Source organism: Kitasatospora sp. MAP5-34, from assembly GCF_029894335.1.
Classification (GTDB): Bacteria; Actinomycetota; Actinomycetes; order Streptomycetales; family Streptomycetaceae; genus Kitasatospora.
The window spans coordinates 70,190-96,513 of sequence record NZ_JARXZC010000025.1 but is presented as its reverse complement, the minus strand read 5'-3'; the positions used below and the strand labels follow the sequence as shown (position 1 = coordinate 96,513).

The 26,324-nt window shown below is 71.7% G+C and carries 28 protein-coding genes; 11 read left to right on the top strand and 17 right to left on the bottom strand.

Features of this window, described 5'->3' with window-relative positions:
- Positions 1-66: 66 nt before the first annotated feature.
- Complete coding sequence (locus tag P3T29_RS20790) at positions 67-2,613, bottom strand: ATP-binding cassette domain-containing protein (RefSeq protein ID WP_280718042.1); 2,547 nt, start codon at positions 2,611-2,613, stop codon at positions 67-69.
- Positions 2,614-2,823: 210 nt separating this feature from the next.
- Here P3T29_RS20790 and serB point away from each other — a divergent pair, with 210 nt between their 5' ends.
- The gene (gene serB / locus P3T29_RS20785) at positions 2,824-4,092 is read left to right on the top strand and encodes a phosphoserine phosphatase SerB (protein WP_280718041.1); all 1,269 of its coding nucleotides are present in this window, start codon (positions 2,824-2,826) and stop codon (positions 4,090-4,092) included.
- Between the two features lie 85 nt (positions 4,093-4,177).
- On the opposite strand, the gene P3T29_RS20780 is transcribed toward serB, so the two are convergent.
- The 3 genes from P3T29_RS20780 to P3T29_RS20770 all read right to left on the bottom strand — a co-directional run bounded on the left by P3T29_RS20780 (position 4,178) and on the right by P3T29_RS20770 (position 6,425).
- A complete protein-coding gene (locus P3T29_RS20780; RefSeq protein WP_280718040.1) occupies positions 4,178-4,705 on the bottom strand; it encodes a histidine phosphatase family protein in 528 nt (175 codons plus the stop codon).
- Positions 4,706-4,822: 117 nt separating this feature from the next.
- On the bottom strand, positions 4,823-4,945 hold the full coding sequence (locus P3T29_RS20775; RefSeq protein ID WP_280718039.1) for an SGM_5486 family transporter-associated protein: 123 nt from the start codon (positions 4,943-4,945) through the stop codon (positions 4,823-4,825).
- A 175-nt stretch (positions 4,946-5,120) separates the two neighbouring features.
- On the bottom strand, positions 5,121-6,425 hold the full coding sequence (locus tag P3T29_RS20770; protein ID WP_280718038.1) for an MFS transporter: 1,305 nt from the start codon (positions 6,423-6,425) through the stop codon (positions 5,121-5,123).
- Positions 6,426-6,506: 81 nt separating this feature from the next.
- Here P3T29_RS20770 and P3T29_RS20765 point away from each other — a divergent pair, with 81 nt between their 5' ends.
- The gene (locus P3T29_RS20765; protein ID WP_280718037.1) at positions 6,507-7,175 is read left to right on the top strand and encodes a FadR/GntR family transcriptional regulator; all 669 of its coding nucleotides are present in this window, start codon (positions 6,507-6,509) and stop codon (positions 7,173-7,175) included.
- A gap of 115 nt (positions 7,176-7,290) precedes the next feature.
- On the opposite strand, the gene fabI is transcribed toward P3T29_RS20765, so the two are convergent.
- Together fabI and fabG are read right to left on the bottom strand one after the other, a co-directional pair.
- On the bottom strand, positions 7,291-8,058 hold the full coding sequence (gene fabI / locus P3T29_RS20760; protein ID WP_280718036.1) for an enoyl-ACP reductase FabI: 768 nt from the start codon (positions 8,056-8,058) through the stop codon (positions 7,291-7,293).
- Between the two features lie 2 nt (positions 8,059-8,060).
- Positions 8,061-8,780, bottom strand: a complete 720-nt coding sequence (gene fabG / locus P3T29_RS20755; protein WP_280718035.1) for a 3-oxoacyl-[acyl-carrier-protein] reductase — start codon at positions 8,778-8,780, stop codon at positions 8,061-8,063.
- Between the two features lie 352 nt (positions 8,781-9,132).
- Between fabG and P3T29_RS20750 the strand changes: the two genes are divergently transcribed.
- The 6 genes from P3T29_RS20750 (at position 9,133) to P3T29_RS20725 (ending at position 14,954) form a co-directional block, all read left to right on the top strand.
- Positions 9,133-10,287: an MBL fold metallo-hydrolase gene (locus P3T29_RS20750; RefSeq protein ID WP_280718034.1), complete on the top strand. Its 1,155-nt coding sequence runs from the start codon at positions 9,133-9,135 to the stop codon at positions 10,285-10,287.
- A 197-nt stretch (positions 10,288-10,484) separates the two neighbouring features.
- A complete protein-coding gene (locus P3T29_RS20745; protein WP_280718059.1) occupies positions 10,485-12,017 on the top strand; it encodes a TldD/PmbA family protein in 1,533 nt (510 codons plus the stop codon).
- The gene (locus P3T29_RS20740) at positions 12,017-13,429 is read left to right on the top strand and encodes a metallopeptidase TldD-related protein (RefSeq protein WP_280718033.1); all 1,413 of its coding nucleotides are present in this window, start codon (positions 12,017-12,019) and stop codon (positions 13,427-13,429) included. Before P3T29_RS20745 ends, P3T29_RS20740 begins: the two co-directional genes overlap by 1 nt.
- Before the next feature lie 15 nt (positions 13,430-13,444).
- Entirely contained in the window at positions 13,445-13,978 is a 534-nt protein-coding gene (locus tag P3T29_RS20735; protein ID WP_280718032.1) for an RNA 2'-phosphotransferase, read from the top strand.
- 123 nt (positions 13,979-14,101) lie between these two features.
- Positions 14,102-14,431 (top strand): DUF3099 domain-containing protein, encoded by a 330-nt coding sequence (locus P3T29_RS20730; protein WP_280718031.1) that lies wholly within the window; start codon positions 14,102-14,104, stop codon positions 14,429-14,431.
- 280 nt (positions 14,432-14,711) lie between these two features.
- Entirely contained in the window at positions 14,712-14,954 is a 243-nt protein-coding gene (locus P3T29_RS20725) for a hypothetical protein (RefSeq protein ID WP_280718030.1), read from the top strand.
- Positions 14,955-15,082: 128 nt separating this feature from the next.
- Here P3T29_RS20725 and moaA read toward each other — a convergent pair whose 3' ends face one another.
- The 4 genes from moaA to P3T29_RS20705 all read right to left on the bottom strand — a co-directional run bounded on the left by moaA (position 15,083) and on the right by P3T29_RS20705 (position 19,444).
- Positions 15,083-16,099: a GTP 3',8-cyclase MoaA gene (gene moaA / locus P3T29_RS20720; RefSeq protein ID WP_280718029.1), complete on the bottom strand. Its 1,017-nt coding sequence runs from the start codon at positions 16,097-16,099 to the stop codon at positions 15,083-15,085.
- 84 nt (positions 16,100-16,183) lie between these two features.
- On the bottom strand, positions 16,184-17,818 hold the full coding sequence (locus P3T29_RS20715) for a cation acetate symporter (RefSeq protein WP_280718028.1): 1,635 nt from the start codon (positions 17,816-17,818) through the stop codon (positions 16,184-16,186).
- The gene (locus tag P3T29_RS20710) at positions 17,815-18,177 is read right to left on the bottom strand and encodes a DUF485 domain-containing protein (RefSeq protein WP_280718027.1); all 363 of its coding nucleotides are present in this window, start codon (positions 18,175-18,177) and stop codon (positions 17,815-17,817) included. The genes P3T29_RS20715 and P3T29_RS20710 overlap by 4 nt, the downstream gene beginning before the upstream one ends.
- Before the next feature lie 223 nt (positions 18,178-18,400).
- Positions 18,401-19,444: a zinc-dependent alcohol dehydrogenase family protein gene (locus P3T29_RS20705; RefSeq protein ID WP_280718026.1), complete on the bottom strand. Its 1,044-nt coding sequence runs from the start codon at positions 19,442-19,444 to the stop codon at positions 18,401-18,403.
- A 207-nt stretch (positions 19,445-19,651) separates the two neighbouring features.
- On the opposite strand from P3T29_RS20705, the gene P3T29_RS20700 reads away from it, so the two are divergent.
- Genes P3T29_RS20700 through P3T29_RS20690 form a run of 3 tightly spaced genes read left to right on the top strand, consistent with a single transcriptional unit; the run spans position 19,652 to position 22,270 of the window.
- Positions 19,652-20,647: a DEDDh family exonuclease gene (locus P3T29_RS20700; RefSeq protein ID WP_280718025.1), complete on the top strand. Its 996-nt coding sequence runs from the start codon at positions 19,652-19,654 to the stop codon at positions 20,645-20,647.
- Between the two features lie 31 nt (positions 20,648-20,678).
- A complete protein-coding gene (locus P3T29_RS20695; RefSeq protein ID WP_280718024.1) occupies positions 20,679-21,470 on the top strand; it encodes an SURF1 family protein in 792 nt (263 codons plus the stop codon).
- 38 nt (positions 21,471-21,508) lie between these two features.
- On the top strand, positions 21,509-22,270 hold the full coding sequence (locus P3T29_RS20690) for an SDR family oxidoreductase (RefSeq protein WP_280718023.1): 762 nt from the start codon (positions 21,509-21,511) through the stop codon (positions 22,268-22,270).
- A gap of 57 nt (positions 22,271-22,327) precedes the next feature.
- Here P3T29_RS20690 and P3T29_RS20685 read toward each other — a convergent pair whose 3' ends face one another.
- The 7 genes from P3T29_RS20685 to P3T29_RS20655 form a co-directional block, all read right to left on the bottom strand.
- A complete protein-coding gene (locus P3T29_RS20685) occupies positions 22,328-22,951 on the bottom strand; it encodes an alkaline shock response membrane anchor protein AmaP (protein WP_280718022.1) in 624 nt (207 codons plus the stop codon).
- A complete protein-coding gene (locus P3T29_RS20680) occupies positions 22,948-23,514 on the bottom strand; it encodes a DUF6286 domain-containing protein (RefSeq protein ID WP_280718021.1) in 567 nt (188 codons plus the stop codon). Before P3T29_RS20680 ends, P3T29_RS20685 begins: the two co-directional genes overlap by 4 nt.
- Positions 23,511-23,870: a hypothetical protein gene (locus P3T29_RS20675; protein ID WP_280718020.1), complete on the bottom strand. Its 360-nt coding sequence runs from the start codon at positions 23,868-23,870 to the stop codon at positions 23,511-23,513. The genes P3T29_RS20680 and P3T29_RS20675 overlap by 4 nt, the downstream gene beginning before the upstream one ends.
- Entirely contained in the window at positions 23,870-24,061 is a 192-nt protein-coding gene (locus P3T29_RS20670) for a hypothetical protein (protein WP_280718019.1), read from the bottom strand. Before P3T29_RS20670 ends, P3T29_RS20675 begins: the two co-directional genes overlap by 1 nt.
- Before the next feature lie 24 nt (positions 24,062-24,085).
- Positions 24,086-24,637, bottom strand: a complete 552-nt coding sequence (locus P3T29_RS20665; RefSeq protein WP_280718018.1) for an Asp23/Gls24 family envelope stress response protein — start codon at positions 24,635-24,637, stop codon at positions 24,086-24,088.
- Between the two features lie 168 nt (positions 24,638-24,805).
- Positions 24,806-25,606: an enoyl-CoA hydratase/isomerase family protein gene (locus tag P3T29_RS20660; protein ID WP_280718017.1), complete on the bottom strand. Its 801-nt coding sequence runs from the start codon at positions 25,604-25,606 to the stop codon at positions 24,806-24,808.
- Positions 25,607-25,949: 343 nt separating this feature from the next.
- Complete coding sequence (locus P3T29_RS20655) at positions 25,950-26,183, bottom strand: helix-turn-helix domain-containing protein (RefSeq protein ID WP_030059940.1); 234 nt, start codon at positions 26,181-26,183, stop codon at positions 25,950-25,952.
- Positions 26,184-26,324: the final 141 nt, after the last annotated feature.

The following is a 26,324-nucleotide window of genomic DNA, read 5'->3' as shown; positions in this document are numbered from 1 at the left end:
CGTGCACGGTTGATCGCACCGTTCCCCCCGCCCTGCCCCGGTTGCTCTCAGCCCAGAGACCAGGCGTCAGCCGCGCTGCATGACCTCCGGCTCGTGGCGGCGCTGGAGGCGCTGGACGAGGAACGCGAGGCCGACCGAGATGACGACCAGGGCGAGGCAGTTGGTGATCAGGTGGGCGGCGGAGTGGTCCCAGATGGCGTCCAGCACGGGCTTGGCGCCCGGCCTGGTGTTGACCACCGGGGAGATGTGGGCCAGGTCGAGGGTGTTGCCGGTGGCGGCCACGCCCCAGCGGGCGGGCATCAGCCAGGCGAGCTGCTCCAGGCCGGGCTTGTCGAAGAGCTGGAAGATCGCGCCGGTGAAGACCATCTGGATGATGGCGAACATGACCAGCAGCGGCATGGTCTTCTCGGCGGTCTTGACCAGGGCCGAGATCACCAGGCCGACCATCATCGAGGTGAAGCTGAGCAGGATGATGCCGAACGCCATCTCGACGGCGGGCGAGTGCTGGAGGATCAGCCCCTCGGCGGGCAGGGTGCGCACCCCGAAGCCGATGGCCGAGATGAGCGCGCCCTGGACGAAGCTGACCGCCCCGAGCACGATGATCTTCGACATCAGGTACGCGGACCGGGAGAGCCCGGTGGCCCGTTCCCGTTCGTAGATCGCCCGTTCCTTGATCAGCTCACGGACCGAGTTCGCGCAGCCGGAGAGGCAGGCGCCGAAGGCCAGCACCAGCAGGATCATCCGCGAGACGTCGTTGCGGCCGGTGCCGGCGCAGGCGGCCAGCCCGCAGTCGTCCGGGATCACGGCGCTCACCACCCCGAGGACCAGCGGCAGCAGCAGCGACAGCCCGAGGAACCCCCGGTCCGAGGCGATCACCGCCAGGTAACGGCGGATCAGCGTCCAGAGCTGCGAGCCCCAGCTCTGCGGCTTGAGCGGCCGGGCCCGTTCGCGGGTGATCGAGAGGGACTGCGCGGCGACGGAGTCCACGTCCGCCGAGTACTGCTGGTAGTGCACCGAGCCCCGGTAGCGCCCGGCCCAGTCGTGCTCGGGGTAGTTCTCGAAAGCCTGGAAGACGTCGGCCCAGGTCTGGTAGCCGAAGAAGTGCAGCGCCTCGTCCGGCGGCCCGAAGTACGCCACCGAGCCGCCCGGAGCCATCACCAGCAGCCGGTCGCAGAGCGCGAGTTCGGCGACGGAGTGGGTGACGACGAGCACGGTCCGACCGTCGTCGGCCAGGCCGCGCAGGGTCTGCATGACCTCGCGGTCCATGCCCGGGTCGAGGCCGGAGGTGGGCTCGTCCAGGAAGATCAACGAGGGCTTGGTGAGCAGCTCCAGGGCGACCGAGACGCGCTTCTGCTGGCCGCCGGAGAGCGCGGTGATCCGGTTGTCGGCGCGCTTGTCCAGGCGCAGCTCGAACAGCACCTCGTCGATCCGGCGCTCGCGCTCGGCGGCCTCGGTGTCGCCGGGGAAGCGCAGCCGGGCGGCGTACTTGAGCCCGCTGCGGACGGTCAGCTCCTTGTGCAGGATCTCCGACTGCGGCACCAGGCCGATCCGCGAGCGCAGCTCGGCGAACTGCTTGTAGAGGTTGCGGCCGTCGTAGAGGACGTCGCCGCGGTCGGCCGGGCGGTAGCCGGTGAGAGCGCGCAGGAGGGTGGACTTCCCGGAGCCGGAGGGACCGATGACGGCGACCAGGGACTTCTCCGGGACGGAGAAGCTGACGTCGTCGAGCAGCACCTTCTTGCCGCCCTTGTGGTCGACCTCGACCGTCAGGTGGCAGGCGGAGAAGGTGACGGCGCCGTCGTCGACGAACTCCTGCAGCTGGTCGCCGACCAGCTGGAAGGTGGAGTGGCCGACCGTCAGGCGGTCGTACTGGCCGACCAGCTGGCGCTGGACGGGCTGGCCGTTGAGGAAGATGCCGTTGTGGCTGCCGAGGTCGGCGATCTCGTACCGGCCGTCGGGCAGCTGCCGCAGCTCCGCGTGGTGACGGGAGACCTGGAGGTCGGAGACCACGATGTCGTTGTCGAGGGCGCGGCCGATCCGGATCACCCGCATGGCCGCAGTGAGGTTACGGATCATCGTCGGGTTGGCCCGGCCGCCGGCGGGCGGGCCGGGGACGCCCTGCTGCGGCGGCACCGAGGCGGCCGCCGGCCCCCAGGACGCCTGCGGCTGCGGCTGGGCGGGCGACTGGAGGTGGGCCGGCCAGGCCGGGGGCGCGTGGGCCGGCGCGGGCGCCGGAGCCGGGCTGCGGCTGGTGGCCGCCTCGTGCCAGGCGGGCTCGGCGGGCTGGTGGGCCGCCTGCTGGGCCGGGACTGCGGGGGTGGGCGCGGGAGCGGTGAAGGTCAGCCGGGGGCCGTTCTCGGCGTTGCCCAGGTTGACCGTCGTGCCGGGCAGCAGCGGGAGGTGCAGCGTGCGGCCGGCTCCGGCGTACGTCCCGTTGGTGCTGCCGTGGTCCTCCAGCTGCCAACCGGTGCCGTTGAAGGAGATGGTGGCGTGCCGCCAGGAGACCCGGGCGTCCTCGAAACGGAAGTCCGAGTTCGGGTCGCGTCCGAGGGTGTAGGACCGCTCAGGCTCCAGGACCCGCCGCTGTCCGTTGATGTCTGCTACCAGTTGCGGCACTGTCCGCCCGCCCGCTCTCCGGTCCCCCGGCTGATCCGCTATCCGACTGAGGCGCATCATTCCAGCCGGGCGCCGCCTGGTGAAAGTCGGCTCCACCGACTGTGACTGCGACGGGACCTCGGCGGAACATCGTGGCAACACGAACGTCACGTCCAGGAAGCGGACGGCTGCGCCGGACGGCCGGGCCCGCCCGGTAGCGTGGGACGCACCATGAACGCACTGCCTCCGGCCGCAGAGCCCGCCCCCGCCCCGCAGCCCCGGACCTTCGACGACGAGCGCACGCTGCTGGTCAAGGTGTTCGGCAAGGACCGTCCCGGTATCACCACGGGCCTGTTCGCCACCCTCGGCGACTTCGGGGTCGAGGTGATCGACATCGAGCAGCTGGTCACCCGTGGCCGGATAACGCTGTGCGCCCTGGTCACTCCCCCGGCGGGTGGCGCCCCGGACGCCGAGGGCGCCCTGCGGTCCACCGTGCACCGGTGGGCCGAGGAGCAGCGGCTCCAGGCCGAGATCATCTCCGGTACGGGCGACAACCGGCCGCGCCGGGAGGGCCGCTCGCACGTGACCGTGCTCGGCCACCCGCTCACGGCCACCGCTGTCTCCGCGCTGACCGCCCGGATCACCGAGGCCGGCGGCAACATCGACCGGGTGTTCCGGCTCGCCAAGTACCCGGTGGTCGCCGTCGAGCTGGCGGTCTCGGGCGTCGCCACCGAGCGACTGCGCTCCGAGCTGGTCGTCGAGGCGACCACCCAGCGGGTCGACATCGCGGTCGTCGAGGCCGGGCTGCACCGCCGGGCGAAGCGCCTGGTGGTGATGGACGTGGACTCCACGCTGATCCAGGACGAGGTGATCGAGCTCTTCGCGGCGCACGCAGGCTGCGAGGCGGAGGTCGCCGAGGTGACGGCCGCCGCGATGGCCGGCGAGCTGGACTTCGCCGAGTCGCTGCGGGCCCGGGTCGCCCTGCTGGCCGGGCTGGACGCGGCGGTCACCGAGAAGGTCCGGGCCGAGGTCCGGTTCACGCCGGGGGCGCGCACCCTGATCCGTACGCTCCAGCGGCTCGGCTTCCAGGTGGCGATCGTCTCCGGCGGGTTCACCCAGGTCACGGACCATCTGGTGGAGCAGCTCGGCCTCGACTTCGCGGCGGCCAACACCCTGGAGGTGGTGGACGGGAAGTTCACCGGCCGGGTGACGGGCGAGATCGTGGACCGGGCCGGGAAGGCGCGCTGGCTGCGGCGGTTCGCCGAGCAGGCGAAGGTGCCGCTGGAGCAGACGGTTGCGATCGGCGACGGCGCCAACGACCTGGACATGCTGAACGCAGCCGGGCTCGGGGTGGCCTTCTGCGCGAAGCCGGTGGTCCGGGAGGCCGCCGACACGGCGGTGAACGTGCCCTTCCTGGACACCGTGCTCTACCTGCTGGGGATCACCCGCGAGGAGGTCGAGGCGGCCGACGCTCTGGACGGGGGTCGTCCGGACCACTGAGCCCAGGGCGCGGGGGGCTGCACGAGGTGGGAGGGCACAGGTTGTCGCCATCCGGTTTCGCGCAGTTCCCCGCGCCCCCTGCTGATCAGTCCTGGGGCGTGTAGAAGGCGTCCAGTTGGGCCGCGCCGGGCTCGAGGCCCTTCCACGGGCCGGCGAAGCTCAGCATCGCGATGGCGGCGGTCGGGAAGCCGCCGAGGCGGAGCCGCTCCAGCGCGTCCGCGTCGCCGCCCGAACCGGCCAGGATCTGGGTCAGGCCCAGTACGCCCGGGTTGTGGCCGACCAGCAGCAGGTCGGTGAACTCCTCCGGGGTCTCCTGCAGCACGGCGATGATCTCGCCGGGGCTGGCCTCGTAGACCCGCTCCTCGAAGACGGTCTTACGGGCCCGGGTGGGCAGCTCGTGGGCCGCGAGCTTCCAGGTCTCCCTGGTGCGCAGCGAGGTGGAGCAGAGCACGTAGTCGGGGTGGACTCCGGAGGCCGCGAGCCACTGGCCCGCCTCCGGTGCCTGGTGCCTGCCACGGTCGGCCAACGGCCGCTCGTGGTCGGCGACCCCGTCCGGCCAGTCGGCCTTGGCGTGACGGAGAACAGTGATCCTTCGGGGTGTGTCGGCGCTCATACCTCTAGAGCTTTGCAGAAAACCGGCCGCCGGGCGCGGCGCCCGGGGAGGCACCACCCGCAGGAGTGGAGCCCGCCCGCCGACCTGGCGCCGGGGCCTTGAGCAGGATCGGCCCGGTCAGCCGATGTTGCGGGCGATGACGGCGACGATGGACACCGCGACCACGATGAGGACGATGACGCCCATCAGCTGCAGCAGCTTCTTCTGGCCGTCTTGGGGATTGGGTTCGAGAACTGGCATGGCGCCGAGTCTCGCACCTGCGGGCGGCGGCGCCGAAATCGGCCCTCGGCCCTTGACCAGCTCTTGGTACGGCTTGGTACGGCTTGGTGCCACCCGGTACTGCTCACCTCAACGACAGGGGCGCTGCTCGATCGAGCAGCGCCCCGGGCTCCTGTCGTGACCGACCGGTTCCTGCCTACCGGCCGAGCCCCGTCTCGTCCTCGATGTGGCGGGGGCGTGCGGCGCGCAGGCCGACGGCCATCTGCGGGACCAGCAGTACGGCCAGGAAGCCGAGCGGCAGGTACCAGGCGTGGGTGGACTGGTAGAGGGTGCCGATCAGGATCGGGCCGGGGATCGAGATCAGGTAGCCGAGGCCCTGGGCGAAGGCGGACAGCTGCGCCACGCCGCCGGAGGTCCGGGCCCGCAGGCCGATCATGGTCAGGGCCAGCGGGAAGGCGCACATCGACAACCCGACCAGGCAGGCCCAGAGCCAGGGAGCGGCGTCGGCCGCCAGCGCCAGGCCGGTGTACCCGGCGATGCCGCACAGGCCCAGCACCACCACGAAGATCCGCTGGTCACCCCTGCGGGCGGCGAGGTTGGGCAGGACGAAGGAGGCGGGTACGCCGATCGCCATCACGAACGCCAGCAGCACGCCGGAGGTACCGGCCGAGATGCCCGCGTCCTGGTAGATCTTCGGCAGCCAGCCCATGGTGGCGTACGCGCTGGTCGCCTGCAGGCCCAGGAAGACGGCGAGCGCCCAGGCGGTACGGCTGCGCAGGATCGGCAGCCGGGCGGCGGCCTGGCCCCCGGCCGCGCCGGAGCGTTCGCGGCGCAGCAGGACCATCACCAGCCAGAGCACCAGGGTGGCCGCCGCCAGCAGGCCCCAGACGCCCAGCCCGATCCGCCAACCGCCGCCGAGGGCGCTGGTCAGCGGGACGGTGACGGCGGCTGCGAGGGCGGTGCCGGCCGAGAGCGCCATCGAGTAGAGCCCGATCATCGGGCCGACCTTGTCCGGGAAGTAGCGCTTGATGACCACCGGGATGAGCACGTTGGACACCGCGACACCGGCCAGCGCGACGGCGGTCAGCAGCAGGAAGACCGCCGTGCCGCCGGCGAAGGAACGGGCCAGCACGCCGAACGTGATGGCGGCCATCCCGGCCGTGACCACCGCGATCGGGCCGAACCTGCGGGCCATTGCGGGGGCGGCGAGACCGACGACGGCGAAGCAGAACGAGGGCACGGCGGTGAGCAGCCCGGCCACCGTCGCGCTCATCCCGAGGCCGGTACGGACCTGGTCGAGCATCGGCCCGAGGCTGGTGACCACCGGGCGGAGGTTGAAGGCGGCAGCGGCGATCGCGACGGCGAGCAGCCAGGCCAGGTACTTGCTTCGGTGGCCGGCCAGCAGGGCGGCGGTCGTAGCGGGCGCGGGGGTGGCGGCTGGCGTGGCGCGGCCGGCGGGCGGGGTGCTCGCCTTGTCGGAGATCTCTGCTGCGGTGGACATAGCGGCCATCATAGAATGATGGGATGAATATGTGCACCCCGGTACTCTGAACACCGTCAAGTAGATCCAGGAGAGGGAGCCATGGCGCTGTCGACCACCCGGCGTACCCCGCTGTCCGATCAGGTGATCGGCCAGCTGCGCACCCAGATCACCTCGGGCGAGTGGCCGGTCGGTTCACGGATCCCGACCGAGACCGCATTGGTGGAGCAGCTCGGGGTCGCCCGCAACACCGTGCGGGAGGCCGTCCGGGCACTGGCCCACAACGGGCTGCTGGACATCCGGCAGGGCTCGGGGACGTACGTGCTGGCCACCAGCGAGCTGGCCGGGGTGATGCACCGGCGGTTCGCCGACGCCGACCAGGAGCAGGTCGCGGAGCTGCGGGCGATGCTGGAGAGCTCGGCCGCCGGGCTGGCCTCGGCGCGCCGTACGGATCGCGACCTGGAGCTGCTGGAGACCGCCCTGGACAGGCGCGAGCGGGCCTGGTCGGCCGGTGATCCCGAGGACTTCGTCCAGGCCGACGCCGCGTTCCACCAGGCGGTGGTGGCGGCCGCCCACAACGACGTGATCTCGGCGGTGTACGCGGACCTCGGCGAGGTGCTGCGGGCGAACCTGCGGCACGACGTCGGCCCCGAACTGATCGCCGAGAAGTACCTCGGGCACGACGGCATCCTGGACGCGATCCGCGCGGGCGACGCCCCGCGCGCCTCCTTCGAGGCCGCCAGGTCGATCGGCGCCTGCGGCGACGCCTGAGGCAGCGCGGCAACCACGGAAAAGGGGCGCGAGGAGCTGCGCGAGTTCGGAAGGCTCCGGCCTGTTGCCTTCCGAACTCGCGCAGTTCCTCGCGCCCCTTGAAAAACGGCGCGTACTACGCGCCGATCGCGTGCAGGCCGCCGTCGACGTGGATGATCTCGCCGGTGGTCTTCGGGAACCAGTCGGAGAGCAGGGCCACGACGCCGCGCGCGGCGGGCTCCGGGTCGGAGATGTCCCACTTCAGCGGGGCGCGCTGGTCCCAGGTGTCGGCCAGGGTCTCGAAGCCCGGGATGGACTTCGCGGCCATCGAGCCGATCGGGCCGGCCGAGATCAGGTTGCAGCGGATGTCGCGCTCGCCGAGGTCGCGCGCGAGGTAGCGCGAGGTGGCCTCCAGCGCGGCCTTGGCCGGGCCCATCCAGTCGTACTTCGGCCAGGCGACCTGGGCGTCGAAGTCCATGCCGACCACCGAGCCGCCGTCCTGCATCAGCGGCAGGCAGGCCATGGTGAGCGACTTCAGCGAGAACGCCGAGACCTGCATGGCCGTCGCGACGGACTCCCACGGGGTGTTCAGGAAGTTGCCGCCCAGGGCGTCCTGCGGGGCGAAGCCGATCGAGTGGACGACACCGTCCAGCGTCGGCAGGTGCTCGCGGACGCGGTCCGCGAGCGAGTCCAGGTGCTCGTTGTTGGAGACGTCCAGCTCCAGCACCACGGGCGGCGTCGGGAGACGCTTGGCGATTCGCTCGACCAGGCTCAGGCGGCCGAAGCCGGTGAGGACGATCTCGGCGCCCTGCTCCTGGGCGAGCCGGGCGGTGTGGAAGGCGATCGACGACTCCAGGAGTACGCCGGTGACCAGAATGCGCTTGCCCTCAAGAATGCCGCTCATGCTCAGTGACCCATGCCCAATCCGCCGTCTACGGGAATGACGGCTCCGGTGATGTATGCGGCCTCGTCCGACGAGAGGAAACGCACGACAGACGCGATCTCGGTGGGCGCGGCGTAACGGCCCAGCGGGACGTTCGCGACGATCTCCTTGCGGCGCTCGTCGGTGAGCACCGCCGTCATGTCGGTGTCGACGAAGCCCGGTGCGACCACGTTGACCGTGATGTTGCGCGAGCCGAGCTCACGCGCCAGCGAACGGGCGAAGCCGACCAGGCCCGCCTTGGACGCCGAGTAGTTCGCCTGCCCGGCCGAGCCGGAGAGCCCGACCACCGAGGAGATCAGGACGACCCGCCCCTTGCGCGCCCGCAGCATCTTGCCGGAGGCCCGCTTGACCACCCGGAAGGCACCAGTGAGGTTGGTGTCAACGACCGAGGTGAAGTCCTCCTCGGTCATCCGGAGCAGCAGGGTGTCCTTGGTGATGCCGGCGTTGGCGACCAGTACCTCGACCGGCCCGTGCGCCGCCTCGACCTCGGTGAAGGCCGCGTCGACCTGTGCGGCGTCGTTGATGTCCGCACGGACGGCGATGACCTGGTACTTCGCCAGTTCGGCCGGGACCTCCCCCGAACGGCTGGTGATGGCGACCTTGTCGCCCGCCTCGGCGAAGGCCAGGGCGATCGCGAGGCCGATGCCCCGGTTACCTCCGGTGACGAGAACCGAGCGGCTCAACGATCCACCTCTCTCCTTGGTTGACAGCGGCCATGCGGGGTGAGCACGTCTGATGCCGACCGGACCGCAGAAGTACGCGGCGTGCGCGTACGCAGTGTGACGCTATCGGTCCGGTCCAGCGTGCGACGGGTCCAGCTCCCACAGGTCCGTCCGGCGCGAACTGTCGTATCCCGACAATCACCCCGGTAACACCGGCTCGGACGTCCCGCCGCCCGGATCGGGAACAACCGGACGGGTCGGACCCGTTGATCTCAAGGCCCCGGGAGTCATGACAGCCGGTGCCGAAGCGGCACGATCACCCTGGGCGATCCCCCCGGACGATCACGCCCCACCTCCGGTGACAACGAAAGCGATGACGCGGATGAGCGAGGCACAACCCAGCTCCGGCGGCAGGACCACGCGCCTGACCCTGGCTGCCCTGGCCGTGACGGCGGGCGCCGTCGCCTGGGCCCTGCGGGACCTCCCGGCGGCCCTCGGGCGGCGTCCGGACACCGAGTCCGCCCGGATCCGCAACTCGCCGCAGTACCGCGACGGCGTGTTCCACAACGCCCCCTCCGCCGTGGTCCGGTCGGCCCGGGAGACCCCGGACATCAACCGCGCCACCGTCCAGCGGATGCTGTTCGACCGGGAGGGCCGCCGCCCGGTCCTGCCGGTGCCGACCGTCCGGCCCGAGGGCGGCCCGCAGCGGCCGGCCGCCGCGGGCGTGGAGGTCGTCTGGTACGGGCACGCCTCCGCCCTGGTCGAGATCGAGGGCACCCGGGTGCTGCTCGACCCGATCTGGAGCGACCGCTGCTCCCCCGCCGCGCACGTCGGCCCGAAGCGGCTGCACCCGGTGCCCGTCGAGCTGGAGGAGCTGCCGCAGGTGGACGCGGTGCTCATCTCGCACGACCACTACGACCACCTGGACATGGCGACGGTGAAGCGGCTGGTCATCTCCCAGTCCGCGCCCTTCGCGGTGCCGCTGGGCATCGGCGGCCACCTGCGCCGCTGGGGCGTCCCGGAGCACCGGATCATCGAGCTGGACTGGGACGAGACCTGCACCCTGGGCGACCTGACGCTCACCCTCACCTCCGCCCACCACTTCTCCGGGCGCTCCACCACCCGCAACACCACACTCTGGGGCTCCTGGGTGATCGCGGGCCCGTCCCGCAAGGTGTACTACACCGGCGACTCCGGCTACTTCGAGGGCTACGCCGCGATCGGCGCGCAGCACGGCCCGTTCGACGCGGCGCTGGTACAGATCGGCGCGTACGACGAGGCGTGGGCCGACATCCACATGACGCCCGAGGACGCCGTCCGGGCCCACCAGGACCTGAAGGCCGAACTGCTCGTCCCCGTCCACTGGTGCACCTTCAACCTCGGCCTGCACCCGTGGTCCGAGCCGATCGAACGCCTGCTGGCGGAGGCCAAGGCGCAGGCGGTACCGCTGGCCGTCCCCCGCCCGGGCGAGCGCGTCGACGTGGACAACCCGCCCGAGCTCAGCGGCTGGTGGGAGGCCCTGTCGTAGGGCGACGTCCTTGGGCACCTCCGGGGGCGTGGGTGCTGTGTGAGCAGGGCTCCACGTAGGTGCGTGGTTGATCGCGCAGTTCCCCGCGCCCCTGCTGTGGTTTACCAGCTGCATAATGTGCTGGATCGAGGGCGGCTGACAGGCAATGATGCGAGATGGACAACCCCGTCCTGACCGCCTTCGATCCAGGGAGCCCGATGCCGCCGACATCCCGCGCCGTCGACCCGCTGTTCCTCGCGTACCCGCTGCGCGCCCTCGCCGACGCCGCGCTGGGCCGGGCCACGCAGTTGGGTGCCGCGCATGCGGACTTCCGGTTGGAGCGCGTCCGCAGTGCCTCCCGGCGGCTGCGTGACGCCCGTCCGGCGGGCACCTCCGACGGTGTCCAACTCGGCTTCGCCGTCCGTGTGTTGCTGGACGGCGCCTGGGGCTTCGCGGCCGGGGTGGACCTGACCCCCGACGCGGCGGCCCGGGTCGCCGAGCAGGCCGTCGCGGTGGCCCGGCTCTCCGGCGGGATCAGCCGCGCCGCCGGGTCGGTGGACGTGGTGGAGCTGGCCGAGGAGCCGGTCCACCGCGACGCCACCTGGATCTCCGCGTACGACGTCAACCCGTTCGAGGTGCCGGACGCCGAGAAGACCGCGCTGCTCGCCGAGTGGAGCAACCGCCTGCTGGCCGCCGACGGCGTGTCACATGTGCTGGCCAACCTGCTGACGGTGCAGGAGAACAAGTTCTACGCCGACACCGCCGGTACGGTCACCACCCAGCAGCGGATCCGGCTGTACCCGACCGTGGAGGCCACCTCGGTCGACGAGCGGACGGGTGCGTTCGACTCGATGCGCACGCTGGCGCCGCCGGTCGGCCGGGGCTGGGAGTACCTGCTCGGTACGGGTTGGGACTGGGACGCCGAACTCGCCCAACTGCCCGGGCTGCTGGCCGAGAAGATGAAGGCCCCCGGGGTCGAGGCGGGCACCTACGACCTGGTCATCGACCCGTCCAACCTCTGGCTGACGATCCATGAGTCGATCGGCCACGCCACCGAGCTGGACCGCGCGCTGGGCTACGAGGCCGCGTACGCGGGCACCTCGTTCGCCACCTTCGACCAGCTCGGCTCGCTGAAGTACGGCTCCGAGCTGATGCACGTCACGGGCGACCGGACCGCCGAACACGGGCTCTCCACCATCGGGTTCGACGACGAGGGCGTGGCCGCCCAGTCCTGGGACCTCATCAAGGACGGCACCCTGACCGGCTACCAGCTGGACCGCGCGATGGCCCGGCTGAAGGGCCTCGGCCGCTCCAACGGCTGCGCGTACGCCGACTCCCCCGCCCACGTACCGGTGCAGCGGATGGCCAACGTCTCGCTCCAGCCGGTGGCGGGCGGCCCTGACACCGAGGGGCTGTTCGACGGGGTCGAGAAGGGCCTGTACATCGTCGGCGACCGCTCCTGGTCGATCGACATGCAGCGGTACAACTTCCAGTTCACCGGGCAGCGCGCGTACGCGATCCGGAACGGCCGGCTCGCGGGCCAGGTCAAGGACTTCGCGTACCAGGCGACGACCACCGACTTCTGGGGCTCGATGAGCGCCGTCGGCGGCCCGCAGACGTACGTGCTCGGCGGTGCCTTCAACTGCGGCAAGGCCCAGCCGGGCCAGGTCGCGGCGGTCAGCCACGGCTGCCCGTCCGCGCTGTTCCGCAACGTCAATGTGCTCAACACGCAGCAGGAGGCGGGTCACTGATGACTGCGATTCAGAGTGGCGTGGTCCAGCCGCACGAGCTGGTCGAGCTGGCCCTCGGACTCTCCCGGGCCGACGGCTGCGTGGTGATCGCCGACGAGGAGTCGACGGCCAACCTGCGCTGGGCGGCCAACGCGCTCACCACCAACGGCGTCACCCGGGGCCGCCGCCTCACTGTGATCGCCACCGTCGACGGCGGCCAGGGCACCGCCTCCGGCGTGGTCTCCCGCGAGGCCGTCACCCCGGACGAGGTGGAGAGCCTGGTCCGGGCCGCCGAGGCCGCCGCCCGCGACGCCGGACCGGCCGAGGACGCCCAGCCGCTGATCCCCGTACGGCCCGGCTCGCCTGACTTCACCTCCGCGCCCGTCGAAACCTCGGTGGAGGTGTTCGCCGAGTTCGCGCCGGCGCTCGGCGAGGCGTTCGCCCGGGCCCGCGCGGCCGGCCAACTGCTGTACGGCTTCGCCCGGCACGAGATGGTCAGCAGCTACCTCGGCACCTCCACCGGTCTGCGGCTGCGCCACGACCAGCCGACCGGCAGCGTCGAGATCAACGGCAAGACCGCCGACCTGACCGGCTCCGCCTGGGTGGGCGCCGCCAGTGCGGACTTCCGGGACATCGACGTGGCGGCGCTGCACACCGAGATCACCCGGCGGCTCGCCTGGGGCCGGCAGCGGGTCGACCTGCCCGCCGGCCGCTACGAGACCCTGCTGCCGCCCACCGCCGTCGCCGACCTGATGATCTATCTGTCCTGGTCCATGGGCGGCCGGGACGCCGCCGAGGGGCAGACGGTCTTCAGCCGGGCCGGCGGTGGTACCCGGGTGGGCGAGAAGCTCGGCCCGCTGCCGCTGACCCTGCGCTCCGACCCGGCCGAGCCCGGCCTGGAGGCGGCGCCGTTCCTGCTGGCCCACACCTCCGACGAGAGCGCCTCGGTCTTCGACAACGGACTGCCGCTCACCGCGACGGACTGGATCCGCGACGGGGAGCTCGTCAACCTCTTCACCACCCGGCACTCGGCGGCCCTGACCGGCCTGCCGGTCGCCCCGCCGCTCGACAACCTGGTGCTGGAGACGGCCGACCAGGCCGCCGCCCCGACGCTGGACGAGATGATCGCCCGCACCGAGCGCGGGCTGCTGCTGACCTGCCTCTGGTACATCCGCGAGGTGGACCCGGCGACCCTGCTGCTCACCGGGCTGACCAGGGACGGCGTCTACCTGATCGAGAACGGCGAGGTGGTCGGCGCGGTCAACAACTTCCGCTTCAACGAGTCCCCCGTCGACCTGCTCGGCCGGATCACCGAGGTCGGCCGCACCGAGCCCTGCCTGCCCCGCGAGTGGGGCGACTACTTCACCCGGGCCGCGATGCCGCCGGTCCGGGTCGCCGACTTCAACATGAGCTCGGTGAGCCAAGCCTCGTAGGAAGATTACCGACACATGGACGAAAAACGGACCGTCAAGATATCGAAGAGCCTGTCCAGAGTGCTGCGGCACGACCCGGGCCGGGTCGGGCTCACCCTGGACGAGGCCGGCTGGGTCCGGGTGGACGCGCTGCTCTTCGCCCTCCGCCTCAGCCGGGCGGAGCTGGACCACGTGGTGGCGACCAACAACAAGAAGCGCTTCGCGTACTCCGACGACGGTCTGCGGATCCGCGCCAGCCAGGGCCACACGGTGGCGGTCGACCTCGGTCTGGCCGCCACCGAACCGCCCCCGGTGCTCTACCACGGCACCGCCGCGCGCTCACTGGACGCGATATACCGGGAGGGCCTGCGCCCGATGTCCCGCCAGGACGTCCACCTCTCGGCCGACACCGAGACGGCCGTCCGGGTCGGCTCCCGCCACGGCCGCCCGGTCGTCCTCGCGGTCGACGCCGCGACGATGGCCGCCGCCGGCCACGTCTTCCGCGTCAGCGCCAACGGCGTCTGGCTGACGGACACGGTCGCGCCTGAGTACCTGACCCCTCTCAGCTGAGGCCAGCCCGAACAGGGGCGCGAGGAACTGCGCGCGCAACCACGCACCTACGTAGAGCCCTGATCGCACAGTTCCCGCGCCCCGATGGGTCCCGTCCGGGAACGCGAGGCGTACGGTAACCGCATGGGCAAGAGTGGGCAGGTTTTCCGGATCACCGGGGCGCGCAGCAGCCTCTCCGAGGATGTCCGGGGGCGCCAACGGCGCTATGTGATCTCGATGCTGGTCCGCACGGTGTGCGTGCTGCTCGCCGTGGTGCTCTGGGACGTCCAGCGCTATGTGGCGTACGTGGCCCTCGGCGCCGCCGTGCTGCTGCCGTACTTCGCCGTGCTGATCGCCAACGCCGGGCGGGAGCGGGCGCCGGGCCTGCCGAGCACCTTCGCGGTGCCCGAGCAGACCCCGCTGATGCTGGGCCCGGGCGGCACCGGCGGGCACGGAGCCTCGGACGAGGACTGAGGAAGGCTCAAGCCGAGCGCCCGTTCTGTCCGAGTTTCATGGCGTTTGACTGCTAGAAAGCTCAGAACAACCTCAGATTAATCATGGAAGAGCTAGCCATTCGGGGGGCGCGGCGTGACATACTGCGTACGCGCTCCGCATCCCCCGTCGGAGCGACAGACCGACGCCGGGCGGCTCCCCCCGTGGCTGCCCGGCGTCGTCATGCTCATTTACCGGCCTCGATCGTGAGTGCGAGACTGGCGGTGCACACTCCCGCCCCACTCCTCAGGACGGCTCACTGATGAACAGCCTCTTCGGCCCGGCCGACGGCGTCGACGGCCCGGACGGCCCCCCGATCTGCTCCGGCAAGGGCTGCCGCCTGCCCGCCGTCTGGGTCCTGGTCTGGAACAACCCCAAGGTGCACACCCCGGACCGCCGCAAGACCTGGCTCGCCTGCGAGGACCACCGGGAGCACCTCTCCCAGTTCCTCGGCGTCCGGGGCTTCCTGAAGGAGACCGTCCCGCTCGCCGATTGGAGCGAGTAGCTCCTCAGGGGCGCGGGGAACTGCGCGAAACCGGAAGACAACAGGCCCGCACTCTCCCGCTTCGCCAAAGTTCCACGCGGCCCCTGAACAGTGCAACCGGCTCCCCGGCGGAGCCGCACCCGCGGAGCCTAGCCGCCGATCGCCGACATCGGCCGGGCCGGCTGGAGGAACTCCGGGTTGTCTATGCCCGCGCCCGCCTTCTTGCCCCACATCGCCGTCCGCCACAGCTCGCCGATTTCGGCGTCGGTGCCGCCGGAGCGCAGCGCCGTCCGCAGGTCGGTCTCGCCGGTGGCGAAGAGGCAGTTGCGGATCTGGCCGTCGGCGGTGAGCCGGGTGCGGTCGCAGGCGCGGCAGAACGGACGGGTGACGGAGGCGATCACGCCGACGCTCGCCGGGCCGCCGTCGACGAGCCAGCGCTCGGCGGGGGCGGCGCCCCGGGCGCTGGACGGCTCGGGGGTCAGGGAGAAGCGCGCGTGCAGGCGGTCGAGGATCTCCTCGGCGGTGACCATCTGCGAGCGGTCCCAGCCGTGTTGGGCGTCCAGCGGCATCTGCTCGATGAAACGCAGCTCGTACCCGTGCTCCAGGCACCAGGCGAGCAGGTCGGCCGCCTCGTGGTCGTTGACGCCGCGCATCAGGACGGCATTGAGCTTCACGGGGGCCAGCCCGGCGGCCTCGGCGGCGGCCAGGCCGTCCAGGACGTCCTGGTGGCGGTGACGGCGGGTCAGGGTGAAGAAGGTGTCGGCGTCCAGGGTGTCGAGCGAGACGTTCACCCGGTCCAGGCCGGCCTGCCGCAGGGCGGTGGCGGTGCGGGCCAGCCCGATGCCGTTGGTGGTGAGCGACAGCTCCGGGCGCGGCTCCAGCTCGGCGCAGGCCGTGACGATGGAGACCAGCCCGGGGCGGAGCATCGGCTCGCCGCCGGTGAACCGCACCTCGCGCACGCCGAGGTCGCGCACCGCGAGGGTGACCAGCCGGACGATCTCCTCGTCGGTCAGCAGCTCGGGCTTGGCGAGCCACTGCAGGCCCTCCTCGGGCATGCAGTACGTGCACCGCAGGTTGCAGCGGTCGGTCAGTGAGACGCGCAGATCCACGGCCTGCCGACCGAAGGTGTCGAGAAGCACTGCGGCCTCCCTTCCAACTGTGCTCATCCCAGAACGGGCCGGGCCCGGCCGCCGACGCGGACGGGCCCGGCCAGCTTATCGGGCCGGTCGCGGACCCCGGAGCGCTGGAAGTCAGTGCGCGCCGAGGCCCGTGAGCGACCTGACCTCAAGTTCAGCGTACTTCGCCGGGTCGGCGGGCTCCTTGGAGAGCAGGGTCCCGATCCAACCCGCCAGGAATCCGACCGGGATGGAGACCAGGCCGGGGTTCTCCAGCGGGAACCAGTGGAAGTCGCTGTGCGGGAAGAGCGAGGTCTTGGCGCCGGAGACCACGGTGGAGAAGAACACCAGCGCGACGGAGGTGATCAGCCCCGCGTAGACCGAGCTGACCGCGCCGACGGTGTTGAAGCGCTTCCAGAAGAGCGAGTAGAGCAGCGTCGGCAGGTTGGCCGAGGCCGCCACGGCGAAGGCCAGGGCGACCAGGGCGGCGGTGTTGAGCTTGTCCGCGTAGATGCTCAGCACGATGGCCACCGCCCCGACCGCGACGGCCGCCAGCTTGGCCGACCGGACCTCCTCCCGCTCGCTCGCCTTCCCGCGCCGGATCACGTTGGCGTAGATGTCGTGGGCGAAGGAGGCGGACGAGGCGAGGGTGAGCCCGGCGACCACCGCGAGGATGGTGGCGAACGCGACGGCGGAGATCACCGCGAGCAGCGCGGCGCCGCCGGCCGTACCGGCTCCGCCGCCCAGGTGCTCGGCGAGCAGCGGCGCGGCGGTGTTGCCCGCCGCGTTGGACGCCTTGATCGCCTTGGGGCCGACCAGGGCGGCAGCCCCGAAACCGAGCGCGAGGGTCATCAGGTAGAAGACGCCGATGATGCCGATCGCCCAGAACACCGACTTCCGGGCCGCCTTGGCGGTGGGGACGGTGTAGAAGCGCACCAGGATGTGCGGCAGCCCGGCGGTGCCGAGCAGCAGGGCCAGGGCCAGGCTGATGAAGTCCAGCTTGCTGGTGCCGGTCACTCCGTACTTGAGCCCCGGTTCCAGGAAGGCGGAGCCCTTGCCGCTGGCGTCGGCGGCGGCGCCGAGCAGGCTGGAGAGGTTGAAGTGGTACTTGGCGAGCACCATGACGGTCATCAGCGCGGCGCCGGCGATCAGCAGCACCGCTTTGATGATCTGCACCCAGGTGGTGCCCTTCATCCCGCCGAAGACGACGTAGACCACCATCAGCGCGCCCACCGCGACGACGGTCCAGCGCTTGGCGCCCTCACCGCTGACGCCGAGCAGCAGGGCGACCAGCGACCCGGCGCCGACCATCTGCGCGAGCAGGTAGAAGATCGACACCACGATGGTGGAGATCCCGGCAGCCGTGCGGACCGGGCGCTGCCGCATCCGGAAGGCCAGCACGTCCGCCATGGTGTAACGGCCGGAGTTGCGCAGCGGTTCGGCGACCAGCAGCAGGGCGACCAGCCAGGCCACCAGGAAGCCGATCGAGTAGAGGAAGCCGTCGTAGCCGAAGAGCGCGATGGCTCCCGCGATGCCGAGGAAGGAGGCCGCCGACATGTAGTCGCCGGAGATCGCCAGGCCGTTCTGCAGGCCGGAGAAGCCCCGGCCGCCCGCGTAGAAGTCGGCGGCGTCCTTGGTCTGCCGCCCGGCCCACAGGGTGATGCCGAGGGTGGCGAGCACGAAGACGCCGAACAGCGACATGGTGAGCGTCCGGTGCTCGCTCGCGCTGCCGGCCAGCAGGACGGGGTTACTCGTTCGCCAGTCGCTCATTCGCCGACCTCCCGGGGTGCCACCAGGTTGGCGGGGGCGTAGCGCTCGCGGATCGCGGCGGCGGTCGGGTCGAGCCTGCGGTCCGCGTAGCGGGCGTACCAGGCCGCGATGGCGAAGGTGCTGGCGAACTGGAGCAGCCCGAGCACGAGGGCGATGTTCACGTGCCCGAAGACCTTGGTGGCCATGAACGCGGGCGCGTAGCTGGAGAGCAGCACGTACAGCAGGTACCAGAGGATGAAACCTGCGGTCACGGGAAACGCGAAGCCCCGGAAGGCGCCCCGCAGCGAGCGGAACTCCTCCGTTTCGTCGGTGCCTCGGACTTCTGGCGGTACTGCCTCGGCGGTCGGCGGAGTGTCCACTCGGTGTCTCCTGACGTCTTCGGATTCGCAGGCGGAAATACCGGACGTGAGCGGCGTCACAGTCAGGGCGTGCCGCGTCATGCTAGAGCGACGGAACGGCTACAGAAAGTACCCGAGCGGCGTAGTCACACTATCTGGCCGAAAAGCGATCAGGACATGCCAGTGGGGCGACACCGTTCTCGGGTGTCGCCCCACTTGAGCAAACGTCACATCCGACGATCCGTCAGAACGAGATCCGGACCTTCAGCGCCGAGCGGTCGTCCATCGCCCGGTAGCCGTCCGGCACGCCGTCCAGGGTGACGGTGCGGTCGAAGACCAGACCCGGGTCGATGGTGCCGGCCAGCACGTCGGTGAGCAGCTCGGGGATGTACGCGCGGGCCGGGGCGACGCCGCCGCCGAGCGCGATGTTCCGGCCGAACATCTGACCGATGTCGACGCCCGCGCTGCCGCCGTGCGGCACACCGACGTAACCGACGGCGCCGCCGTCGCGGGCGATCGAGATCGCGGTGCGCATCGACTCCTCGGTGCCGACGGCCTCCAGCACGGAGTGCGCGCCCTGACCGCCGGTCAGCTCCTTGACCGCCTCGACCGCCTCCTCGCCACGCGCGGCGACCACGTCGGTGGCCCCGAACTTACGGGCGATGTCGGTACGGACCTCGTGGCGGCCGAGCGCGATGATGCGGCCGGCGCCGAGCCGGTGCGCGGCCAGCACCCCGCAGAGGCCGACCGCGCCGTCGCCGACCACGGCGACGGTCGAACCGGGACGGACCTTGGCGGAGACCGCCGCGTGGTGCCCGGTCGCCATCACGTCGGAGAGCGCCAGCAGACCCGGCAGCAGCTTCTCGTCGGTGGCGGCCTCCTTGGGCAGCTGGACGAGCGTGCCGTCGGCGAACGGGACCCGGACGGCCTCGCCCTGGCCGCCGTCCGAGCCGACCTCGCCCCAGAACCCGCCGTGCGGGCAGGAGGTCTGCAGGCCCTCGCGGCAGTAGTCGCAGACACCGTCGGACCAGACGAACGGCGCGACCACGAAGTCACCGGGCCGGAAGCCGGACACCTCGGAGCCGACCTCCTCGACGATGCCGAGGAACTCGTGCCCGATCCGCTGCCCGGCCACCCGGGCGGCCACGCCCCGGTACGCCCAGAGGTCGCTGCCGCAGATGCAGGCGTTGACCACCCGGACCACCGCGTCGGTCGGCCGCTGGATCTTCGGATCGGGCACCTCCTCGATCCGGATGTCGTTCGGGCCGTGGATCACAGTGGCGCGCATGGGGGTCTTCCTTCGTGCAGCCGGCACCGGATGGGTACCGGTGACCTGGGGAGATGGCTCGAACTGATAGTTCGACCGGTAGTACGACCATCTCGCTTCTCACTCTATTCCGGCAGCCGTCGTACTCCCTGTCGAAATGTCGCGTACGCCACTGCCGAAGCCCCGGACGGCCATCGTTGTGGGCGGCCGCCCTTAAAGTGGTTCTTCATGCACGCGATCCAGTCACCGAGGGACGACTCCGCCCGGACAGCGCCCCTCCCGGCGCAGCGCAGCCCCGAGCACAGCCAGGGGTTCGCCGTGGTCGACGTCGAGACCACCGGGCTCGGCCGTACCGACCGCGTCATCTCCGCCGGTGTCTACCAGCTCGACGCCCACGGCGAGGTCACCGACCACTGGTACACCCTGGTGAACCCCGAGCGCGATCCCGGGCCGACCTGGATCCACGGGCTCACCAGCGCGGCCCTCGCGGGCGCGCCGACCTTCCCCGAGATCGCCGACGAGCTGGGCGAACGGCTGCGGGGGCGGGTGATGGTCGCGCACAACGCGCTCTTCGACTGGAACATGATCTCCCGCGAGTACTCCCGGGCCGGGCTGCGCGCCCCCGTCGAGCTCCGGCTCTGCACCATGGTGCTCTCCCGCGACCTCGGCCTGCCGCTGCCCAACGGCAAGCTGGCCAGCCTCGCCGAGTACTTCGGCGTCCAGCAGCGCCAGGCGCACAACGCGCTGGACGACGCCCGGGTGCTCGCCGAGGCGTTCCGCCCGAGCCTGCACCTGGCCCGGCAGGGGGGCATCCCGCTGCCGCTGACCAACTGCGTGGCCGTCACCGACCTCGGCGAGGACACCGGCTCGGCGGCGCCGGCCAGGGGCTCCTGGAGCTCCTCGTACCGGCCCGCCCGCAAGCGCCCGGCCTGCCCGTACCCGAACCCGGGCCGCTGGGTGGACGGCACCCCGCTGAGCCAGGGCATGCGGGTGGCGATCACCGGCGACACCGCGACCGACCGGGAGCTGCTGGAGGACCGCGCGGCCGAGGCCGGCCTGCACATCGCCTCCTCGGTGAGCCGGCTCACCAGCCTGCTGGTCACCAACGAGCCCGACAGCTGGAGCGGGAAGGCACGCAAGGCACGCGAGTACGGCACGCCGGTGGTCGGCGAGGACGCCTTCCTCCAGCTGCTCCGCGAGGTCGCCGCACACCCCGGTGTCTGATCCGGAAGGACTGTGGGCGTAGCGTGCCGTTGTGTACCGTTTTCTGCTCTCCTGGCGCTGGGCGATCATCACACTGATCGGCCTGTTGCTGATTCCCGCGATGATCCGGCTGGGCTTCTGGCAGCTCCACCGCCACGAAGCCCGGGTCGCGCGCAATCAGCTCATCGCGCAGAACCTGACCGCCACGCCCGTCGCGTTCGACTCACTCACCGTGCCCGGCCGCACCGTGCCCACGGACATCACCTGGAAGGCCGTGACGGCCACCGGGCAGTTCGACGTCGCGGACGAGTTCGTGATCCGCAGCCGGACCGAGCCGGGCGGCAGCAGCATCGGGTACTTCGTCATCACCCCGCTCAAGCTGGCGGACGGCAAGGGTGACGTACTGGTGAACCGGGGCTGGGTCGACTCCCCCGGCGACACCATCAGCTACCCGAACCCCCCGGCGCCGCCGAGCGGTCAGATCACCGTGACGGGCCGGCTGCGCGCCGACGAGACCCACGCCAACAGCGGCATCCCGGACCGGGGCGGGCTGCCCGACCGGCAGTTCAAGCTGATCAACAGCGAACAGGCGGCCCAGCGGATCGGCACCACCTTCCTCGGCGGCTACCTGGAGATGGCCTCCACCGTCCCGCCCTCCGGCGCATCCCCCGAGGTGCTCGGCGAGCCCGAACACTCCGACATCGGCCCGCACATGGCGTACGCCGTCCAGTGGTGGCTGTTCACCGCCCTGGTCCCGGTGGGCCTGGTGGTGCTCGCCCGCCGCGAGGCGAAGGACCTCGCGGCCGTGAAGAAGCGGCCCGAACCGGAACTCGTACCCGCGTAAGCCCGACCGGCTGCTTCCCGACCGGGCAGGATGGGCCCATGGATCTCGGACTGCAGCAGAAGGTGTACGTGGTAACCGGCGCCACCCGTGGGCTGGGACTGGCCTCCGCACGGGAGTTGGTCGCGGACGGCGCCCGGGTGGTGCTCAGCGGGCGCAGCAAGGAGTCGGTGGCGGCCGCCGTCGCCGAACTGGGCGGGCCGGAGCAGGCGCACGGGGTGGTCGCGGACAACGCCGACCCGGCGAGCGCCGAACTGCTCATCGCGGCGGCCCGGGAACGGTTCGGGCGGTTCGACGGCGTGCTGATCAGCGTCGGCGGCCCGGCCGCCGGACCGGTACTGACCGCCGAGGAGGACGCCTGGCGCACCGCGTTCGAGTCGGTCTTCCTCGGAGCGCTCCGGATCGCCCGCACGGCCGCCGCCGCGCTCGGCGAGGGCGGCGTGATCGGATTCGTGCTCTCCGGCTCGGTCCGCGAGCCGATCGGCGGACTCGGCATCTCCAACGGCCTCCGGCCGGGCCTCGCGATGGCCGCCAAGTCCCTCGCCGACGAACTCGGACCACGCGGCATCCGTGTGATCGGCCTGCTCCCCGCCCGCATCGACACCGACCGGGTCCGCGAACTCGACGCCCTGGGCGGCGACGCAGCCGCCTCCCGAGCCCGTGCGAACGCCAAGATCCCCCTCGGCCGCTACGGCACCCCGGAGGAGTTCGGCAAGGTGGCCGCCTTCCTGCTCTCCCCCGCCGCCTCCTACCTGACCGGCGTCATGATCCCGGTGGACGGCGGAGCCCTCCGGGGGCTCTGACGCCCACCGGTCCACGGCGCACGGGGAGTCGAACACGAGCCCGCGCAGACCGGTCGGTCAGAGCACCCGGGGCGGTTTCGGGGTGCGCACGCTGCTCCGGCCTGCCACCTGAAGCCGCAGCTCGCACGGCAGTTCGGGGAGGGACAGGCTGGTTCGGGCGTGGGTCAGCGGGCCGCTGTGGAAGTCGTCCAGCAGGTCTGCGGGGGTGCCGCTCGACTGCATGCGGACGGCGGCCCGAAGCAGCAGGCGTCTGCGGTTGCCCAGCAGGCGGACCCGGATCCGGGTGACTTCGGGCAGTGCGATGGTCTCGGTCTCGATCGCGTCCTCCAGCGCCCGGCCGCGCAGGCGCAGCACCGGGCCCGCCCCTGGCGGCGTGGGCAGTGTGACCGTGCCGGGCCCGCTGCGGCGCAGTTGGGCGGCGAGCCACCAGAGGGCGGCGGCCACGGCCAGCGAGAGCACCGCGATCACGACCGGCCACCACCAGCCCCGGTCGTCCCACCGGGTACGGGAGGCCGTGCTGACCAGGGGCTCGTGCGGCGAGCCGAGCGGCAACCAGCTCGGAATCCCCAGGTGCAGCCTGCGGTACAGGTCGAAGGAGCCGGCCAGCACCAGCAGGCCGCCGCCGAGCAGCAGCAGACCGGCGACGGCCAGGATGGACCGGTTGACGGTGGATCGGCTCATCGCTGGCGCCTCCCCGCGCTGCGGGCGCGGACGTCGAGCCGGTTCGGCAGGGCCAGGGGGATGCGGGCGAGTTCGGCGCGCAGTCCGCGCTCGAGGCCCGCCGGGTCGGCGGTGCCCTGGAGGGTGACCTTGGTCGACCCCTGCCCGACCCGGACCTTGACGGACGCCACCCCGGGGTACTCCTCGGCCCGGTGGGCGAGCAGGGCGGCCACCCCCGCACGGTCGATCGCCGAGCCCGGGCGGCTGAGCGGGAGCCAGCGGCGCAGGCCCGGGGTGAGGGCGAGCAGGCAGCACCAGAGCCCGAGCAGCACGGCGACACCCGCGCCGAGGCGTACCCACGGATCGTCCAGGTGCCGCGTCGCCAGCTGGTGCGCGAGGTCGGCCCGCCAGGGCCGGGCCCGGTGCCCGGTGCGGACGGCGACCACGTCGGAGAGCAGACCGCCGGCGACCACCAGGACGGCGGTGGAGATCAGTACCGCGCCGAAGGTCCGGGGCGAGCGCAGGCGCCGCCCCTTGATGATCTGATCATCCTCCGGTGGCGACTCGAGCTGATCGGCGGTCACCGCTCGGCCTCCACCGGTACCAGCCGCTCGATCAGCACGGTCACCTCGACGATCTCGGCGCCGGTCAGGGCCGCCAGCTGCTCGGTGACGGCCACCTGAGCCAGCCGGGCCAGCGCGGCCAGATCCGCCGGGAAGGGCAGCTCCAGGCCGAGCGTGAGCCGAGTACCCCCGTGGTGCGACGGCGAGACCGAGACCCGGGGCGTACCGCCCGTCCCGGTCCGGCCGACCCAAGCGCCGGCCAGCGCCTCACGGGCCACCCGGCCGGCGATCCGGGTGAGCACCCGGTCGGCGATGTTCAACCTGCCGCGCTCGGCGGCTGCCACCGCCGGCCTGCCGACGGCCGCGACAGCCGGCATCAACGCCGCCGATCGCGGTTGCGCAGCAGATCGACCAGCTCGCTGAGCTCGATGTCGCCCTCGAGCAGCCGGCCGACCACGAAGCCGACCGCGCCGAGCACCCCGACCAGCAGGAAGGCGGCGAACCCGCCGAAGTAGCCGGCGAAGCCCAGGGCCATACCGACCACCAGGCCCGTCAGGGCAAGATTCATCCGCTGCTCCTCTTCGGGGTGGGCCTACTGGACCCTCGGGCGCTGGCCCCTGGAGTCGGTCTCTTCGTCCTCGTCGATGTCCGGCTCGTCGGGCAGGTGGACGTCGTTGACGGCGATGTTGACCTCCACCACCTCGAGGCCGGTCATCCGCTCGACCGCCACGATGATGTTCTCCCGTACCTGCGCCGCGAGCTTCGGGATGACCACGCCGTACTCGACCACCAGGGCGATGTCGATCGCGGTCTGCTTCTCGCCCACCTCCGCCTTGATGCCACGCCCGATGCTGGACTTACCACCCGGGACCCGGTCGCGCATCGCCCCGAAGGTCCGGGCGAGGCCGGAGCCCAGCGCGTGGATGCCGGAGACCTCCCGGGCGGCCATCCCGGCGATCTTCTCGACCACGCCGACCGCGAGGGCCGTACGGCCGCGCTCGGCCGGGGGCGTGACGGCGGGAGCGGGGGCCGACCGGCGCTGCTCGTCACGGCGCGGGTCCTCGCGGTGCGGGTCCTCGCGGTGCGGGTCGGTCCGGTGGGGGTCGTTCTTGTGCAGGTCGGCGGGCGTCGGGGTGTCAGGCACGGTGATCTCCTGGGGTGTCCTGTCCAGCTATATCGCAAACCATCCCAACTCTGACATTCCGCCACGGAGTCCGCGCGGCAGGCTCCGCCGGATGCAGCTGGGCAAGCAGAAGGGGCGCGAGTTCCTCGCGCCCCTTCTGCTTGCCCGATCCTGATCGGGCGGGCCCGGTTAGTCGCCGATCCCGGCGAGGTCGCGCAGTCGGCGCGCCTGCGCCGCCCGTTCGGCCGAGCGCTGCTCGTCGTACGAGCGCCCCCCGGCGCCCTGCAGCAGGGCCTTGGTCTCGATCACCGCGTTGCGGGGAGCCGCCAGCAGTGCTGCGGCGAGGTCGCGCACGGTCGCCTCCAGCTCGGCGGCCGGTACGGCGAGGTTGGCCAGGCCCGTGGCGACGGCCTCGTCGGCCCCCACCCAACGGCCCGTCGCGCAGATCTCCAACGCCCGCGCGTAGCCGACCAGTTCGGTCAGCGGCTTGGTCCCGGCGAGGTCGGGGACCAGACCGAGCGAGGTCTCCTTCATGGAGAACTGCACATCGTCCGCGACCACCCGGAGGTCGCAGCCGAGGGCGAGCTGGAAGCCGGCGCCGACGGCGTGGCCCTGAACGGCCGCGATGCTGATCAGGTCGGGGCGGCGCCACCAGGTGAACGCCTCCTGGAAGCCGGCGATGGCGTCGTCCAGCTCCTTGTCCTCGGCGGCGGCGAGCTGCAGGAAGTTGGGCTCACCGGGGATACCCTCCGGGCTGAACATCGCCCGGTCCAGCCCGGCCGAGAACGAGACGCCCTCGGCCCGCAGCACCACGACCCGTACCGTCCCTGGCAACTCCTGCCCGACGGCGGCCAGCGCGCGCCACATCGCCGGGGACTGGGCGTTGCGCTGCTTCGGACGGCAGAGCGTCACCGTGGCGGTGTCGCCGTCGATTTCGAGACGGACGCCGGCCTGCTCCCAGGACTGGGCGTCGGTTTCGAGGGCGGTCATAGCGGTACCTCCAGCAGAGGGGCAGTAGAGCTACTGGAGAGTAACAAAACCGGGCCCCGACTGGACAGGGCCACCCCCGGACAGGACCCCAGGAGCACGGCCCCGGAAAACGACGATCGGCGGTCCGGGTGTCCCGGCCGCCGATCCGTCTGGAGCTGGTGGTGCAAGAAGCCGTTGATCCAAGCTGCTGACTGCTCTGCTACCGCGCACTCTCACGCGCCGTGGGTGTGACGTGTCGTGGGGGTCGAGTACGCCGCGCATCAGGAGCAGGGACCGGCGTGGGGCGACCGCGACCAGGTAGGATCTGCTCTCGGATCGGACCGCCCGCCGGCGTGATGGCCTGTCAGGAACCCGCTCCCGCAGTAGCCTTGTTCTTGCCCCGCGTGGCACCGCCGCGGCCCCGGAGGATCACTCCGGACTCGCTCAGCATGCGGTGTACGAAGCCATAGGAGCGACCGGTCTCCTCCGCCAGCGCGCGAATGCTCGCCCCGGAGTCGTATTTCTTCTTCAGATCGGCCGCGAGCTTCTCACGCGCGGCACCGGTCACCCGGCTGCCCTTTTTCAGAGTCTCGGCCACCCGTGCCTCCTCATAGCTTGCTCGGTCAGATTCCCATGATCACCCATAGCCAGCGTCCTGGCCACCCATTCGACAAGGTCGATACCGGGAAAGCGCAGTCTGCCGGTGGTGTTCGCAGTGCACAAGAGCGCTCACTCTGAG